This is a genomic window from Acidovorax sp. BoFeN1 (assembly GCF_003345135.1).
Classification (GTDB): Bacteria; Pseudomonadota; Gammaproteobacteria; order Burkholderiales; family Burkholderiaceae_C; genus Acidovorax; species Acidovorax defluvii.
Window position 1 is genome coordinate 12,954 of the sequence record NZ_QOZT01000045.1, and the last position, 16,292, is coordinate 29,245.

Annotated in this window: 16 protein-coding genes and 3 tRNA genes; 12 read left to right on the plus strand and 7 right to left on the minus strand. The window is 59.3% G+C overall.

Annotated features, from left to right (window positions below; translation table 11 throughout):
• Both DTW89_RS11385 and DTW89_RS11390 read left to right on the plus strand, forming a co-directional pair.
• Window positions 1–1,008 carry a class 1 fructose-bisphosphatase gene (locus DTW89_RS11385; RefSeq protein ID WP_111864372.1) on the plus strand — a complete coding sequence of 336 codons (1,008 nt, stop codon included), beginning with the start codon at window positions 1–3 and terminating at the stop codon, window positions 1,006–1,008.
• Window positions 1,009–1,020: 12 nt separating this feature from the next.
• Window positions 1,021–1,096: transfer RNA gene (locus DTW89_RS11390), tRNA-Thr, on the plus strand.
• 162 nt (window positions 1,097–1,258) lie between these two features.
• On the opposite strand, the gene def is transcribed toward DTW89_RS11390, so the two are convergent.
• Complete coding sequence (def, locus tag DTW89_RS11395; protein WP_114656033.1) at window positions 1,259–1,798, minus strand: peptide deformylase; 540 nt, start codon at window positions 1,796–1,798, stop codon at window positions 1,259–1,261.
• A gap of 106 nt (window positions 1,799–1,904) precedes the next feature.
• Here def and DTW89_RS11400 point away from each other — a divergent pair, with 106 nt between their 5' ends.
• From DTW89_RS11400 to DTW89_RS11430, 7 genes are all read left to right on the plus strand, one after another.
• Window positions 1,905–2,333, plus strand: coding sequence for a YbaN family protein (locus DTW89_RS11400; protein WP_114656034.1), 429 nt, complete (start codon window positions 1,905–1,907; stop codon window positions 2,331–2,333).
• 55 nt (window positions 2,334–2,388) lie between these two features.
• Window positions 2,389–2,464 (plus strand) — tRNA-Asn (locus DTW89_RS11405).
• 51 nt (window positions 2,465–2,515) lie between these two features.
• Window positions 2,516–2,591 (plus strand) — tRNA-Asn (locus tag DTW89_RS11410).
• 173 nt (window positions 2,592–2,764) lie between these two features.
• Complete coding sequence (locus tag DTW89_RS11415) at window positions 2,765–4,159, plus strand: leucine-rich repeat-containing protein kinase family protein (protein ID WP_114656035.1); 1,395 nt, start codon at window positions 2,765–2,767, stop codon at window positions 4,157–4,159.
• A 94-nt stretch (window positions 4,160–4,253) separates the two neighbouring features.
• Window positions 4,254–4,988 carry a leucyl/phenylalanyl-tRNA--protein transferase gene (gene aat / locus DTW89_RS11420; protein ID WP_114656036.1) on the plus strand — a complete coding sequence of 245 codons (735 nt, stop codon included), beginning with the start codon at window positions 4,254–4,256 and terminating at the stop codon, window positions 4,986–4,988.
• Between the two features lie 18 nt (window positions 4,989–5,006).
• A complete protein-coding gene (locus DTW89_RS11425; protein WP_114656037.1) occupies window positions 5,007–5,792 on the plus strand; it encodes an arginyltransferase in 786 nt (261 codons plus the stop codon).
• Window positions 5,793–5,822: 30 nt separating this feature from the next.
• Complete coding sequence (locus tag DTW89_RS11430; RefSeq protein WP_024814731.1) at window positions 5,823–6,632, plus strand: IclR family transcriptional regulator; 810 nt, start codon at window positions 5,823–5,825, stop codon at window positions 6,630–6,632.
• A gap of 50 nt (window positions 6,633–6,682) precedes the next feature.
• On the opposite strand, the gene pbpG is transcribed toward DTW89_RS11430, so the two are convergent.
• The 6 genes from pbpG to DTW89_RS11460 form a co-directional block, all read right to left on the minus strand.
• Entirely contained in the window at window positions 6,683–7,759 is a 1,077-nt protein-coding gene (pbpG, locus tag DTW89_RS11435) for a D-alanyl-D-alanine endopeptidase (protein WP_024814730.1), read from the minus strand.
• Window positions 7,760–7,873: 114 nt separating this feature from the next.
• On the minus strand, window positions 7,874–9,412 hold the full coding sequence (locus DTW89_RS11440; RefSeq protein ID WP_024814729.1) for a 2-isopropylmalate synthase: 1,539 nt from the start codon (window positions 9,410–9,412) through the stop codon (window positions 7,874–7,876).
• 209 nt (window positions 9,413–9,621) lie between these two features.
• Window positions 9,622–10,455 (minus strand): CDP-diacylglycerol--serine O-phosphatidyltransferase, encoded by an 834-nt coding sequence (gene pssA / locus DTW89_RS11445; protein WP_114656038.1) that lies wholly within the window; start codon window positions 10,453–10,455, stop codon window positions 9,622–9,624.
• A 201-nt stretch (window positions 10,456–10,656) separates the two neighbouring features.
• Window positions 10,657–11,673: a ketol-acid reductoisomerase gene (gene ilvC, locus DTW89_RS11450; protein ID WP_114656039.1), complete on the minus strand. Its 1,017-nt coding sequence runs from the start codon at window positions 11,671–11,673 to the stop codon at window positions 10,657–10,659.
• Between the two features lie 161 nt (window positions 11,674–11,834).
• Complete coding sequence (ilvN, locus tag DTW89_RS11455) at window positions 11,835–12,326, minus strand: acetolactate synthase small subunit (RefSeq protein WP_024814726.1); 492 nt, start codon at window positions 12,324–12,326, stop codon at window positions 11,835–11,837.
• A gap of 143 nt (window positions 12,327–12,469) precedes the next feature.
• Window positions 12,470–14,260, minus strand: a complete 1,791-nt coding sequence (locus DTW89_RS11460) for an acetolactate synthase 3 catalytic subunit (protein WP_114656040.1) — start codon at window positions 14,258–14,260, stop codon at window positions 12,470–12,472.
• 281 nt (window positions 14,261–14,541) lie between these two features.
• On the opposite strand from DTW89_RS11460, the gene DTW89_RS11465 reads away from it, so the two are divergent.
• The 3 genes from DTW89_RS11465 to DTW89_RS11475 all read left to right on the plus strand — a co-directional run.
• Window positions 14,542–15,111: an RNA polymerase sigma factor gene (locus DTW89_RS11465; protein WP_024814724.1), complete on the plus strand. Its 570-nt coding sequence runs from the start codon at window positions 14,542–14,544 to the stop codon at window positions 15,109–15,111.
• Window positions 15,108–15,548 (plus strand): DUF3619 family protein, encoded by a 441-nt coding sequence (locus tag DTW89_RS11470; RefSeq protein WP_024814723.1) that lies wholly within the window; start codon window positions 15,108–15,110, stop codon window positions 15,546–15,548. The genes DTW89_RS11465 and DTW89_RS11470 overlap by 4 nt, the downstream gene beginning before the upstream one ends.
• Before the next feature lie 51 nt (window positions 15,549–15,599).
• Window positions 15,600–16,292: DUF3106 domain-containing protein (locus DTW89_RS11475; protein WP_236637116.1), on the plus strand; the 693-nt coding region annotated here is incomplete at its 3' end.

Here is a 16,292-nt window from a genome sequence, read left to right on the forward strand (position 1 = left end):
ATGGCAAACAAAATCAGCCTGACCCGCTACCTGGTCGAACAACAGCGTGTGGACGGCCTCATCCCCGGGCAACTGCGCCTGCTGCTGGAAGTGGTGGCGCGTGCCTGCAAGAGCATCAGCCACGCCGTCAACAAAGGCGCGCTGGGCGGCGTGCTCGGCAGCACCGAGAGCGAGAACGTGCAGGGCGAAATCCAGAAAAAGCTCGACATCATCGCCAACGAAGTGCTCATCGAGGCCAACGAATGGGGCGGCCACCTGGCCGGCATGGCCAGCGAGGAAATGGACGGCATCTACGTGGTGCCCAACCGCTACCCCAAGGGCGAATACCTGCTGCTTTTCGATCCCCTGGACGGCTCCAGCAACATTGACGTGAACGTCAGCATCGGCACCATTTTCAGCGTGCTCAAGATGCCCGAAGACGATCGCGGCGTGGACGAAGGCGACTTCCTGCAAAAGGGCAGCCAGCAAGTGGCCGCCGGTTACTGCGTCTACGGCCCGCAGACCACGCTGGTGCTCACCGTGGGTGATGGCGTGGCCATGTTCACACTCGATCGCGAACAGGGCTCCTTCGTGCTGACGCAAGAGAACGTTCGCATTCCCGAGGACACCAAGGAATTCGCCATCAACATGAGCAACATGCGGCACTGGGATGAGCCCGTCAAGCGCTACATCGACGAATGCCTGCAAGGCAAAGAAGGCCCGCGCGGCAAGGACTTCAACATGCGCTGGATCGCCAGCATGGTGGCCGACGTGCATCGCATCATGACCCGCGGCGGCATCTTCATGTACCCCTGGGACAAGCGCGAACCCAACAAGCCCGGCAAGCTGCGCCTGATGTACGAAGCCAACCCCATGGGCTGGCTCATCGAACAAGCCGGCGGCGCCGCCACCAACGGCCGCCAGCGCATCCTCGACATCCAGCCCACCCAGTTGCATGAACGTGTCAGCGTGATCCTGGGCTCAAAAAATGAGGTGGAGCGCGTGACAAGCTACCATTCCACGCTATAATCACAGGCTTACGCCGGTGTAGCTCAGTCGGTAGAGCAGCTCATTCGTAATGAGAAGGTCGGGTGTTCGATTCATCTCTCCGGCACCAAATAAAAGTCCCTGATTCGCAAGAATCAGGGACTTTTTGCATGGGGGTTGATTCACGGAGTGCCGTCCAGTGTTGCGGGAGGGACAGTACGATCGAATGGTCTAAGAACATGCAGCGAACGGCTACACCAACCGTTCCGTGCGCCACACACCTTGCCCGCTGCTAGTCCTCCTCTGCGGCGCTGATACCCGGAAAGAGCACTTCGGTGTAGCCAAACTGGGTGAAATCGCGCACGCGCATGGGATAAAGCTTTCCGATGAGGTGATCGCATTCGTGCTGCACGACGCGGGCGTGAAATCCCTCCACTGTGCGGTCGATAGGGTCGCCATAAGGGTCGAACCCTGTGTACCGTATGCGCAGCCAGCGCGGCACCTTGCCACGCAATCCAGGCACCGAAAGACACCCTTCCCAATCCTCCTCCTCTTGTTCACCCAGCGGGGTGATGACCGGATTGACAAGCACAGTGGACGGGACCAAGGGCCGTTCAGGGTAGCGTGGATTGGGAGTGCCCGAGCCAAAAATCACCACCTGCAAATCAACGCCAATCTGGGGGGCCGCCAGACCCGCGCCATGGACAGACTGCATGGTTTCAAACATGTCACGCACCAACAAATGCAACTCGTCGGTATCAAAACTCTGCACGGGCTGAGCGATGCGCAACAGACGCGGATCGCCCATTTTCAAAATGGAGTGGATGGTCATGAGGCCGGGCCAGAAAACTGCTGCAGTTCACTGCATTCACAGGAAAGCTGACAAGCATAGCGCGAGCGCGATGCCATCGCATGGCATCCATGCACAATCAAGGCCAATGGCTTTGCCTACCAAAAACCCTCCTGACACACCGATGCCCAAGGAGCTACCGCGGCCCCTGCGTTGGTTACTGACAGTGTTTGCGCTGTTGTGCCTGGTTCTGGGCATTGTGGGCATATTTTTGCCCGGGTTGCCAACCACCGTTTTCATATTGCTGGCCGCATGGGCGGCGGCCCGGAGTTCACCCAGGCTCTACCGATGGCTTTGGCTCCACCCGCTGTTCGGCCCCATGCTGCGCAACTGGGCCAGCGGTGGCCGCGTAAGTCGCCGCTCCAAATGGAGCGCCACCGTGATGATGGCCGTGAGCGGCACCATTCTGGCTTTCACTGAAACCCCTCGCTGGGCTGTGGCTCTCGCCTGCATTTGTATGGCCTGTGTGCTGGCATGGCTGTGGCGCAGGCCCGAGCCCACAGACAAGCGCACCTAATGAGCGCAGGCCACGGGGAATTGCTCTATTTTTATGTATATAATCTAAGTCTTGTTCCTCGATAGCTCAGTCGGTAGAGCGCCGGACTGTTAATCCGTAGGTCCCTGGTTCGAGCCCAGGTCGAGGAGCCAAGATTTTTCTGGCCCTGCATGTGCACGCAGGGCCTTTTACATACCGATCATTCCTCGATAGCTCAGTCGGTAGAGCGCCGGACTGTTAATCCGTAGGTCCCTGGTTCGAGCCCAGGTCGAGGAGCCATCAATTGGCAGCAAAGGCTACCCTTCCGGGTAGCCTTTTTGCTTTGTAGTAATGGCAAACAACCGAAAAGGGTTGCCGCACGCACCAGTGTCGCAACGCATCGACCTTCGGGCGGTGTCGAGAACACCGATGTTCGGCCAACACTCCATCACGATGAACTGTCATTGCCTGCCATGAACACTCTGGATCAACTGCATTGCGGCGACCTCCGAGGTGCTCGCCAGGTCAGACTGGCCTGCGGTTTGACGGCATTTCCGCAGGCACTATTTGAATTGGCAGATACGCTGGAGATCCTGGATCTATCCGGCAATGCGTTGACTTCCTTGCCGGACGATCTGAATCGATTGAGCAAGCTGCGCATCCTGTTCTGCTCGGACAATCAGTTCACAGAGTTACCCGAGGTGTTAGGCCGGTGTCCGCAGCTGAGCATGGTGGGATTCAGGGCCAATCAAATCCGCACAGTATCGGAGAAGGGACTTCCTCCGCTGCTGCGCTGGCTGATTCTGACCGACAACCGCATTAACGAATTGCCAGCCCAAATCGGAGACTGCACCCAACTGCAAAAGCTGATGCTTTCAGGGAATCAGCTGAAAACCTTGCCCCCCGAGCTGTCCCGATGCTCGCGCCTGGAACTGCTGCGCGTTGCTGCCAACCAGCTGACTGAATTGCCGGAGTGGCTCATGACAATGCCGCGGTTGTCGTGGCTGGCATACGCCGGAAATCCATTTTGTGAAGCGCCGGGGCGTTCTGCGCAAGTTGCCACGCCTATCGCTTCGATCCCCTGGGATCGACTGCGAATCGTGCACCCACTGGGAGAAGGCGCCTCAGGGGTCATCTACATGGCCGAGCTTTTTCACCGTGATCAGGTGCAACCGGTTGCCGTCAAGATATTCAAAGGCGACATCACCAGTGACGGCCTGCCTATGTCCGAAATGACGACCTGCATTCAAGCGGGCAAGCACCCCGGCCTGATCCCTGTCCTGGGCCGGATTGCGCACCATCCTGCCGGTGCCAATGGCTTGGTGATGTCGCTGATCGACACCCGTTTTCGCAACCTGGCCGCCCCACCCAGCCTGCAATCGTGCACACGTGATGTTTATGCGCAAGGCGTGCGCTTTGACCTGACCGCCATATTGCGCCTCACGCTCGATATTGCCGCTGCGGCCCACCATCTGCACCAGCAAGGCATCATCCACGGCGACCTCTACGCGCATAACATCCTGCATGAAGAACAAGGCCGTGCGCTGCTCGGCGATTTTGGGGCGGCTTCTTTGTATCCACCCGGTCCCTCAGCGCTTCACAGCAGACTGCAACAGCTCGAAGTGCGTGCGTTCGGCTGTCTTCTGGAAGAGTTGGTCGAACGCAGCGATATGCCGGCAGACTCGGACGACAGACTGACAACACTCCACCAGTTGAAAGCCCGGTGCCTTTCCGATATCCCGACAAGTCGGCCATCATTTCAAGAGATTGAGCAAGAGCTCGGCGTGATCGCGAGCACATGTGCCAAACATGGCCTCATTCCAGCGGAGACAATGCCAGTATTGGTGAAGCAACCCGCGAAAGCATGATGCTCGCAAGAAGAGCGCGTTGCCCTGGCTCGCGCTGGGCCCACGTGAACGGCGCTTTGCAGCACAATCGAATGCTTTCCTGACTCAGCGCGATATGCCTCCTCAACTGCCCTGGCTGGAACCAGAGGACCCGTTACCCGATCCTTCCACCGCATGGGGAGCGGACAGCCCGGCCCCGGGACTGCTGGCAGCGGGCGGAGCCCTTGGAGTGTCCCAACTGCGCGCAGCCTACGCTCAGGGTACGTTTCCGTGGTTCAGCGCCGGTCAGCCCATTCTGTGGTGGGCACCAGACCCGCGCATGGTGCTGAAAGTTGCCGAGTTCCGGCTGCACCGGTCACTAAGAAAGACACTGAATCGGTTTCGCGCCGATGCGGCCTGCGAAATACGCATCGACTCCGCTTTTGACCAGGTCATCCGGTCGTGCTCCAGCGCCGCGCGGGAAGGGCAGAACGGCACCTGGATCGTCCCTGCCATGGTGGCAGCCTATGAAGCGCTGCATACACAAGGCACTGCGCACAGCGTGGAAACATGGGTCGACGGAAAGCTGGCAGGTGGACTGTATTGCGTGGCGATCGGACACGCTGTATTCGGAGAATCCATGTTCGCCCAAGCGACGGATGCCTCCAAGATCGCACTGGCAGCTCTGGTTTGCCTGTGCCGCCGCAACGGTGTCGAACTGATTGACTGCCAACAAAACACAGCGCACCTGGCATCGCTCGGTGCACGTGAAATACCGCGCACAACGTTCATACAGCATGTTAAAGACCAAAGCTCCCAGCCGCCCATTCCGTGGCACTTCGAGCCCCTATACTGGAACGAATTGCTGTAATACCCGGGCGCCCACGGCATGACGCAACTCAACGACCTCCCGCTGCAAACGCTGCAGTTTTACGCAACGGCCCCTTACCCTTGCAGTTACCTGCCCGATCGGCAGGCACGGTCGCAGGTCGCCACCCCGAGCCATCTCATTCAAAGCGATCTTTACTCAGGCCTGGTGGCACAGGGGTTCCGGCGCAGCGGCATGTTCACCTATCGCCCTTATTGTGACGGGTGCCAGGCATGTGTCCCGCTGCGTATCAAAGCCCACGATTTCAAGCCCGATCGCAGCCAGCGCAGAGCAGTTGCGCGACACGGGCGCCTGCAGGCCCGGGTGCTGAGGCTGTGTTTCATTCCAGAGCATTACCAGTTGTACCGGGTTTATCAGAACGCCCGCCATCCTGGGGGTGGCATGGACCACGACAGCATTGACCAGTACACACAGTTCCTGCTGCAAAGCCGGGTAAACACCCGTCTCGTGGAGTTTCGCGAACTCGATGCATCTGGTGATGCAGGGGCTCTGAAGATGGTCTCCATCCTGGATGTCCTGAACGATGGCCTCTCGGCCGTTTACACCTTCTATGCGCCGGATGCAGGTTGCAGCTACGGCACCTACAACGTGATGTGGCAGATTGAACAGGCGAGGTCATTGGGGCTGCCCCATGTGTACCTGGGTTACTGGATCCAGGAAAGCACCAAGATGAACTACAAAGCCCGGTTTACGCCCCATGAGATACGGGTAGCAAACACATGGATCTGCCCGCCGGACCATCAAGCATCTGGTCGCCCATCGCATCAGCAAAATTTCACAAGATAAAATGCGCACATTCCCGTCACGCACCATCCCATGAAGAAAAAAGATCCAGGCATTCCCGTGAAACCCAGCGTTCAGGTGCTGGAACGCATGTTCACGCTGATCGATGTCCTGGCCTCGCGCGAAGAAGCCATTTCCCTCAAGGAAATCAGCGAAAAGACCGGACTGCACCCCTCCACGACCCATCGCATTCTCAACGACCTGACCATTGGACGGTTTGTTGATCGGCCCGAATCAGGCAGCTACCGGCTGGGCATGCGGCTGCTGGAGCTGGGCAATCTCGTCAAGGCTCGCCTGAGTGTGCGCGATGCGGCACTTGCACCCATGCGCAATCTGCACAAACTCATTCAGCAACCCGTGAACCTGAGCATGCGCCAGGGTGACGAAATTGTTTATGTGGAACGCGCCTACAGTGAACGCTCTGGAATGCAGGTGGTGCGCGCCATCGGTGGGCGTGCTCCGCTGCACCTGACGTCGACAGGCAAACTGTTTCTGGCGCTCGACGACCCGCAACGTGTGCGCGCCTATGCCACGCGCACAGGGCTGGCAGGACACACCCGCAACAGCATCACCCAACTGCCGATACTTGAGCGCGAACTTGCCAAGGCACGCCAATATGGCATTGCCCGTGATAACGAAGAACTGGAACTTGGAGTGCGCTGCATGGCGGCAGGGGTCTATGACGACCAGAGCAAGCTGGTAGCGGGCCTGTCGATATCGGCCCCGGCCGATCGCCTGGATGAAGGCTGGCTGCCCAAGCTGCAGGCCACAGCCCAAGAGATCTCTTTGGCGCTAGGCTACCTGGCCACCAAAGACGCGGGCAGCAGCCCTGCGAATGTGTAGAAAAGACCCGGAATCCTGCGGATCGTCGCCCCAGGCGAAACAAGCGCGGACTAGCCTGGACTGGACCGGGTCGCCTGGAGTTGGGAACCCAGTGCAGGCAGGGCCTCCACCCAATTGCGCACACGCTGCGCGTCACCCAGCCGACTGAACTTGCCCGCGGAATCAAGAAAAACCATGATGAGCTTGCGCCCCGCGATGTGTGTCTGCATCACCAGGCACCGGCCCGCCTCAGAGATGTAACCGGTCTTTTGCAGTCCGATATTCCACTCAGGGTTTTTCACTAGCCCATTGGTGTTGTTGTACTGCAAGGTCCTTTCACCCACTGCGACCTCGTATCCGGGAGAGGTGGAGAACTCCCGCATCACCGGGTCTCCATGGGCCGCATTCACCAGTCGAGCCAGATCGCGCGCACTCGCTTGGTTGCGGCTCGACAGACCCGTGGGCTCGACATAGTTGGTGTCGGTCATTCCCAATGAGCGGGCCTTGCTGTTCATCAGGGCTACAAACGCATTGAGCCCGCCTGGGTAGGTGCGCCCCAGTGCGTGCGCCGCACGGTTTTCACTGGACATAAGCGCCAGATGCAGCATCTCGCCACGGGTCAAGGTGGTGCCTACGCTCAGGCGCGAGCGGCTGCCCTTTTCCGTATCCACGTCATCCTGGGTAATGGTCACAAGCTCATCCATGGGCAGACGGGCCTGGGTGATGACGAGGCCCGTCATGAGCTTGGTCAGCGATGCAATGGGCAACACCGCATGGTCGTTCTTGCTGATCAGAACCTCATTCGTGTCCTGGTCGATCACGAAGGCCACGCTGGACTTCAGATCAAGGGGGTCGCTGACCTGGTGAAGTCCAGCCATCTGGGCGAAAGAAGGCTTGGCAGGCACGTAGGCAACCCGCGTAGGCGCCCTGGCGGTTCGCGCTGTAACGCGCACCGCCTTGCCCGCACCGGCAGCCTTGCGCAGTACCACCGAACGCTTGGCGCTGACGGACTGGGTTTGGGGCTTTTTGACCGAAGCTTTTTTTCGTTCCGCTGCATGGGCGGCTGGAAACACCAGCGCAACGCTCACAACAAGGAGACCAAAAAACTGAAGGAAAGGATTCACTGCTGTGCGGCGGCGATGGTGCATCAAAGTGCTCCAAACGGTAAAAGGTGTAGGCAGTGTACAGAATTGAAAAAAGTCGCGCAAGATCAACAGCTTGCACGACTTTTCAATAAAGTAAGTGAATTATAGGTTCACGCCTCAACCTTGTGCGGCCACACGGTCAGCTTTACTTTGTAATTTATTCAACGCGCTCAGATAGGCTTTGGCGGAGGCAACCACGATGTCCGGGTCCGATCCCACGCCATTCACGACACGACCGCTGTTTTGCAGACGCACCGTGACTTCGCCCTGGCTTTCGGTCGATCCACTGATGGCGTTGACCGAATACAGAACCATTTCCGCACCACTCTGGACATGTGACTCAATGGCTTTGAGCGATGCATCCACGGGACCATTGCCATCGGACTGCCCGCGAACCTCCTTGCCATCCACGGTGAACACGATCGTGGCCTGGGGGCGCTCGCCCGTTTCGCTGTGCTGAGAAAGCGAAACAAACCCAAATTGCTCTTTCTCGCTGGTCACGCTTTCGTCACTCACCAGCGCCAGGATGTCCTCGTCAAAAATCTCGCTCTTGCGGTCAGCCAGCTCTTTGAACTTTGCGAACGCATTGTTGACATCGGTTTCGCTTTCCAGTTGCACGCCCAGTTCCTGCAGGCGCTGCTTGAAAGCGTTGCGTCCGCTCAGCTTGCCCAGAACGATCTTGTTGGCACTCCAGCCCACGTCTTCCGCACGCATGATTTCATAGGTGTCACGGGCCTTCAGGACGCCGTCCTGGTGGATGCCGCTGGCATGGGCAAACGCATTGGCGCCCACCACGGCCTTGTTGGGCTGCACCACAAAACCCGTGGTCTGGCTCACCATGCGACTGGCGGCCACAATGTGCTTGGTGTCGATGCCGACGTCCAGCCCGTAATAGTCGCGGCGCGTCTTGACGGCCATGACAACCTCTTCAAGCGAGCAGTTGCCAGCCCGCTCACCCAGGCCATTGATGGTGCATTCCACCTGGCGCGCACCGCCGATCTTCACTCCAGCGAGCGAATTGGCCACTGCCATGCCCAGATCGTTATGGCAGTGCACCGACCAAATGGCCTTGTCGCTGTTGGGCACGCGCTCGCGCAGGTTCTTGATGAACTGGCCGTACAGCTCGGGCACGGCATAGCCCACGGTATCTGGCACATTGATGGTGGTGGCGCCCTCGGCAATCACCGCCTCGATCACACGGCACAGAAAATCGGGGTCGCTGCGGTAGCCGTCTTCGGGGCTGAACTCAATATCGCCCACCAGGTTGCGCGCAAAGCGCACCGACTGCTTGGCCTGCTCCAGCACCTGCTCTGGCGTCATGCGCAGCTTCTTTTCCATGTGCAGCGCCGACGTCGCGATAAAGGTGTGGATCCGTGCGCTGGCCGCACCCTGGAGGGCCTCGGCTGCGCGCGCGATATCGCGATCGTTCGCGCGGGACAGTGAGCAGATGGTCGATTCCTTGATCGCATTGGCGATCGCCTGGACGGCTTCAAAATCCCCGTTGGAGCTGGCAGCAAAGCCGGCTTCGATCACGTCCACCTTCAGGCGTTCGAGCTGACGGGCAATGCGCAGCTTTTCGTCCTTGGTCATCGACGCGCCTGGGGACTGCTCGCCATCGCGCAAGGTGGTGTCAAAAATGATGAGTTTGTCGGCCATGTGGTTTCTCCTGATACTGGTGGGTTGTTGCCCGCAACGTCAAAATTCTGGCGCCCAAAACAAAAGGCCCGTTGCGGGTGCATACGGGCCTTTGTGGAAAAAGTGTGCGCGTGCGCCTACAGTCTCCGCCCGTGGGGAGATAGCAGTAGAGCCAGTGCAAACGTGTTCATGCGTTCCAATGTAGCACAGTTTTTTGCGCCCTGCCGCTGTCACCGGTGCAGACCCCGTTCATCGGGTTCATCGGTCGACATGCTGATCACACTGCTGTGCTGCCCCTTGGCCTTGCGCCACGCATACACCCCATAGCCGCTCAGGCCATACAGCACGAACACGCCAAACAGGACGATGGGCGGATGAATGTTGATGATGGCTATGCCCAGCGCAATCAGCACGATGACAACGAAGGGCACGCTTTTCTTCATTTGCACGTCCTTGAAGCTGTAGAACGGCACATTGGTCACCATGGTGAGGCCCGCATACAGCGTGCAGGCAAACATCACCCAGCTCACTTGCGACCAAGTGAGCCAGGCGTCTTCACCGCGATGCACACCCAACTCGGTCATCAGCCAGATGAAGCCCGCCACCAGCGCGGCGGCGGCAGGCGACGGCAAGCCCTGAAAATAGCGCTTGTCCACCACGCTGGTGTTGACGTTGAACCGCGCCAGACGCAGCGCAGCGCATGCGCAATAGACAAACGCGGCAATCCAGCCCCAGCGGCCCAGCCCCCTGAGCGCCCATTCGTAGGCAATCAGCGCCGGCGCTGCACCAAACGACACCATGTCGGACAGTGAATCCATTTGCTCGCCAAAAGCACTTTGCGTATTGGTCATGCGGGCCACACGCCCGTCGAGGCTGTCGAGCACCATGGCACAGAAGACACCCACAGCGGCCATGTCAAAACGCCCGTTCATGGCCATCACGATGGAATAGAACCCACCGAACAATGCCGCCAGCGTGAACAAGTTGGGCAGGATGTAGATGCCCTTGCGCCGCTTGCGCACCATCACACCGGGGTTTTCGGTGGATTCATTGCCGTCATGCATCAAATAGACCTCCAGCGCTTGCCAGTCATGCGCAAGCAGCTCTCAAATTTATAGTATTTGGTTCTCACCCGCAGACCAGGCATAACGCCGAACGGGTACAAGGCGAAGGCAGCAGTGTAGCGCCAGCCACGCTGTGCCCCGCCCACAAAAAAGGCCACCGAAGTGGCCTTTGGGTGCGCGTGATGCTTCAGGCGCGAAGAATCAGTTGCGGGTCTGGTCGACCAGCTTGTTCTTGGCGATCCAGGGCATCATCGCGCGCAACTGGCCGCCCACCTTTTCGATGGAGTGGTCGGCCGTGTTGCGGCGGCGCGCCGTCATGCTGGGGTAGCCGGTGCGGCCTTCCAGGATGAACATCTTGGCGTATTCGCCGTTCTGGATGCGCTTCAGGGCATTGCGCATGGCTTCGCGCGACTGCGTGTTGATCACTTCAGGGCCGGTCACGTACTCGCCATATTCGGCGTTGTTCGAGATCGAGTAGTTCATGTTGGCAATGCCGCCTTCGTAGATCAGGTCCACGATGAGCTTGAGCTCGTGCAAGCACTCGAAGTAGGCCATTTCTGGGGCATAACCGGCTTCGACCAGGGTTTCGTAACCCATCTTGATCAGCTCGACAGCACCGCCGCACAGCACGGCCTGCTCGCCGAACAGGTCGGTCTCGGTTTCTTCCTTGAAGTTGGTCTCGATGATGCCGGCCTTGCCGCCACCGTTGGCCATGGCATAGCTCAGTGCCAGGTCACGGGCCTTGCCCGTCTTGTCCTGGTGCACGGCCACCAGGTGGGGCACGCCGCCGCCCTGGGTGTAGGTGTTGCGCACGGTGTGGCCGGGTGCCTTGGGGGCCACCATCCACACATCCAGATCGGCGCGGGGCACGACCTGGTTGTAGTGCACGTTGAAGCCGTGGGCAAAGGCCAGAGATGCGCCTTGCTTGATGTGGGGCTCGACATTGTTCTTGTAGACGCCAGCGATGTCTTCGTCGGGCAGCAAGATCATGACCACGTCAGCAGCCTTCACGGCGTCGTTGACCTCCATCACCGTGAGGCCAGCCTTGCCGACCTTGTCCCACGAGGCGCCGCCCTTGCGCAGACCGACCACGACCTTCACGCCACTGTCGTTCAGGTTTTGTGCATGGGCGTGGCCCTGCGAGCCATAGCCGATGATGGCAACGGTCTTGCCCTTGATCAGGCTCAGGTCACAGTCTTTGTCGTAGAAAACTTTCATGGGTCGCTCCGGTTGAAATGCGTTGTTGGGGGTTGAAAACTAAACAGTCGATTGTCTTACATAGGATTCGACGTCAACCGGATAACCAGGCGGGGAACCGCAAACAGTGCTCTGGCACGGCAAGGCGACCCAGCACCGTTAGCTGGTTGAAGGCGAATCCGTTACACGCGCAAGATGCGCTCGCCGCGCCCGATGCCGCTGGCACCGGTGCGGACGGTTTCCAGGATCGCCGTGCGGTCGATCGCCTGCAAAAAGGCATCGTTCTTGGACTGGTCGCCAGTGAGCTCGATGGTGTAGCTCTTTTCGGTGACGTCGATGATGCGGCCGCGGAAGATGTCGGCCATGCGCTTCATCTCCTCACGCTCCTTGCCCACCGCTCGCACCTTCACCATCATGAGCTCGCGCTCGGTGTAAGCGCCTTCGGTCAGGTCCACCACTTTCACCACCTCGATGAGACGGTTCAGGTGCTTGGTAATCTGCTCGATCACGTCTTCGGAGCCCGTGGTCTGGATGGTCATGCGCGAGAGCGACGCATCCTCGGTAGGCGCCACGGTGAGCGACTCGATGTTGTAACCCCGGGCAGAGAACAGGCCCACAACGCGCGACAGCGCGCCGGGTTCGTTTTCGAGCAAAACGGCAATGATGTGTTTCATGGTGTCCAGATTCCTCTTTTTGCTGCCCTCCCCCGTGCACGGTAATGCACGGGCTTGGCAGTCAATAGATTCGTCAAAAATTGAATGCTATTAAATTAATAGCTACTTACGCTTGATGGAAAAGCGCTGGAGGCCGATTTGGCTTAAAGATCTTCCGACCCCAGCAACATTTCGGTAATGCCCTTGCCGGCCTGCACCATCGGGAACACGTTCTCGGTGGGGTCGGTGCGGAAGTCCATGAACACGGTGCGGTCCTTGAGCTTGCGCGCCTCGCGCAGCGCGGGCTCCACGTCTTTGGGGTGTTCGATCAGCAGGCCCACATGCCCATAGGCCTCGGCCAGCTTGACGAAGTTGGGCAGCGCGTCCATGTAGCTGTGGCTGTAGCGGCCGGAGTATTCAATCTCCTGCCACTGGCGCACCATGCCCAGATAGCGGTTATTCAATGCGCAGATCTTGATCGGCGTGTTGTACTGCAGGCAAGTGGACAGTTCTTGAATGTTCATCTGCACCGAGCCTTCGCCCGTGATGCAGAACACTTCGCTTTGCGGCTTGGCCAGCTTGATGCCCATGGCATAGGGGATGCCCACGCCCATGGTGCCCAGGCCACCAGAATTGATCCAGCGGCGCGGCTCGTCAAAGCGGTAGTACTGCGCGGCCCACATCTGGTGCTGGCCCACGTCGGACGTGATGTAGGTGTCCGCGTCCTTGGTCATGTTCCACAGCGTCTCGACCACATACTGCGGCTTGATCACATCGCCGCTGCCCATGTCGTACTTGAGGCAATCGCGCTTGCGCCAGCCTTCAATGGTGTCCCACCAGGCGGCGAGCGCGCCGGCGTCGGGGCGGGTGCTGCCTTCGCGGATCATCGAGATCAGCTCGGTCAGCACGTCTTTCACATCGCCCACAATCGGAATATCGACCTTGACGCGCTTGGAGATGCTAGACGGGTCGATGTCCACATGGATGATCTTGCGCTCGTTCTGCGCAAAATGCTTGGTGTTGCCGATCACGCGGTCGTCAAACCGCGCGCCAACCGCCAGCAGCACATCGCAGTTCTGCATGGCATTGTTGGCTTCGATGGTGCCGTGCATGCCCAGCATGCCCAGGAATTTGCGATCCGACGCCGGATAGGCACCCAGGCCCATCAACGTGTTGGTCACGGGGTAGCCCAGCATGTCGACCAGGGTACGCAACTCGTTGGTGGCATTGCCCAGCAACACACCACCGCCAGTATAGATATAGGGGCGCTTGGCCGCCAGCAGCAACTGAAGCGCCTTGCGAATCTGGCCGCCGTGGCCCTTCTTTACCGGGTTGTAGGAGCGCATTTCCACGGTTTGGGGATAACCGGAGTAAGGCACCTTCTTGAACGAAACGTCCTTCGGAATGTCGACCACCACGGGGCCAGGTCGGCCGGTGCGTGCGATGTGGAAGGCTTTTTTCAGCGTCATGGCCAGATCGCGTGGATCCTTGACCAGGAAGTTGTGCTTCACGATGGGGCGCGTGATGCCCACCGTGTCGCATTCCTGGAAAGCATCCAGACCGATGGCCGCCGTGGGCACCTGGCCGGAGATGATCACCATGGGAATGCTGTCCATGTAGGCCGTGGCAATGCCGGTCACGGCATTGGTAAGCCCCGGGCCTGAAGTGACCAGCGCCACACCCACCTCGCCGGTGGCTCGTGCGTAGCCGTCTGCCGCATGCACTGCTGCCTGTTCATGGCGCACCAGCACATGCTGAATGGTGTCTTGCTTGTACAGCGCGTCGTAGATGTACAAAACTGCGCCGCCTGGGTAGCCCCAGATGTACTGAACGTTTTCGGCCTGCAACGACTTGACGAGAATTTCAGAACCCATGAGGTCCTGAGAGCCGGAGGCGGGGAAGTTGCCTTGGGAGGCAGCGGCTGCCGATGTGAGTTCAGCCTTTGTGATTTCCATGATCAACCTTTGTGAATTTCTCTGACGAAAAACCTTGGGTGCTCCTCGCATGGACTCTCGTGAAGCCAGCTCGGAACTTGAGGCCAAGGACATGGGCGGGATGATTGCCGCGCCGGACCGTGACCCGTTTGCCTTTTGAATTGCAAACGAAATTATCGCACTGCAACACGAACAAAACCAGCTATTCGCGGAAAATTCAGCGCCCAATGCGATAATTGAATGGCTATGACCGCTCTATCGTGCGTTCTCGCACGACATCGACCCTCCCGGGCTGACTCCTCTTGGCAACAGAACAAGAACTCTCCGATTTCCTCAAAAGTGTAGAAAAGCGCGCATTCAAGCGCTCGATCTATCACGTCCGCAACGAGGAAGCGGCCCTGGACATTGTTCAGGACAGCATGCTCAAGCTGGCCGAGCACTACGGCGACAAGCCCCCGGGCGAGCTGCCCATGCTCTTTCAGCGCATTCTGTCGAACTGCACGCTGGACTGGTTTCGTCGCCAGAAGACGCGCAATGCGCTGTTTTCCAGCATGAGCGACTTTGATGGACCGGGCGACGACGGCGCAGAATTTGATCTGCTTGAAGCCTATGCCGGCCCCGACAATGGGGAGCGGGCTGAAAGCGCGGAAGATCTGGCGCGGCGCGCGCAGACCTTCAAGGACATCGAAGCAGAGATTGAGGAGTTGCCAGCACGTCAACGGGAAGCGTTTCTCATGCGTTACTGGGAAGAAATGGATGTCGCAGAAACAGCAGCCGCCATGGGCTGCTCCGAAGGCAGCGTCAAAACACACTGTTTTCGTGCAGTACAGGCCCTCAGCAAGGCACTGAAGGCAAAAGGAATCGAGCCATGAACAAAGCAAACACTCTCCCCACCGAAATGGCGGCAGATCGTTTCGCCCGCCGCGTCACCGCGCGACTGACCAGTGGAACGGATGACCTGCCCTACGATATTTCCGAGCGGCTGCGCGCCGCCCGCATGCAGGCACTGGCCAAGCGCAAAGTCGTCGTGCAGGTCCGGCGTGCAGCCCCTGCCGTTCTGCATTCAGGCAACACGGCGGTGCTCGGCGGTGGCAACGAACGCAGTGGCTGGTGGAGTGCGCTGGTTTCGGCCATCCCGGTAATGGCCCTGCTGGTGGGACTTGTGGTGATCAATGATTCCCAGGACGAAATCGGCACCAACGAAGTGGCAGAAGTCGACGCTGCATTGCTGACCGATGATCTCCCCCCTGCAGCCTATTCCGACCCCGGTTTTGTACAGTTCCTGAAAACAGCACATTCCAGCAACTGATTGCGCCCTTTTTACTGCATGCACTCAAGTTCACCTGACGCCCGCCTCACCATGCCAGCCTTCGTGCTGGCTTTGGTGCTTTTAGGCGCGCTCGCGGCAGGCGGCGTGTCAGTGCTCAATCAGGTGCGCATGGCACCCGGCACCCTGCTTCCAGCCGCTGCGCTGGCACCCAAGTCTGGTGGCAAGGGCGCCCCCGGCACGGTGACCGACCCGAACCGGCAAACCCATGCCGGCCCGGGCTGGGAAGTTCTGAACACGCCCCAAAAATTGGCACTTTACCCACTGGCGGAACGTTGGGCACTTCTCAGCGAGTTGCAAAAACGGCGCTGGCTCGCCCTCGCCCAGAATTTTCCGACGCTGCCTGAAACCGAGCAGGAAAAGCTGCACAGTCGCATGACGGAATGGGCCAGCCTCAGCGCGCAGCAGCGCAATCAGGCAAGGCTCAACTATGCCGACTCCAATCGCCTGGCCCGCGACAACAAACTAGCCCAATGGCAAGCCTATCAGGCGCTGAGTGACGAAGAAAAGCGCAAGCTGGCTGCCCGCGCGGCAACCAAACCACAGGGCGCAGCTCCGGCGATCAAACCGGTTTCTCCCCGCAAGCTGGCACAGATTCCGGCAGCCTCGGAGGTCAACCCCAACCGCCCCAACCAGCCCAAAATTCCGCCCGCGAAGAGCCTGTCGCCACGCGCTGCAACGCCGGTGCAGCCCGCCCCAGCGGCTGCGCCCGGCACCCCTGGACAT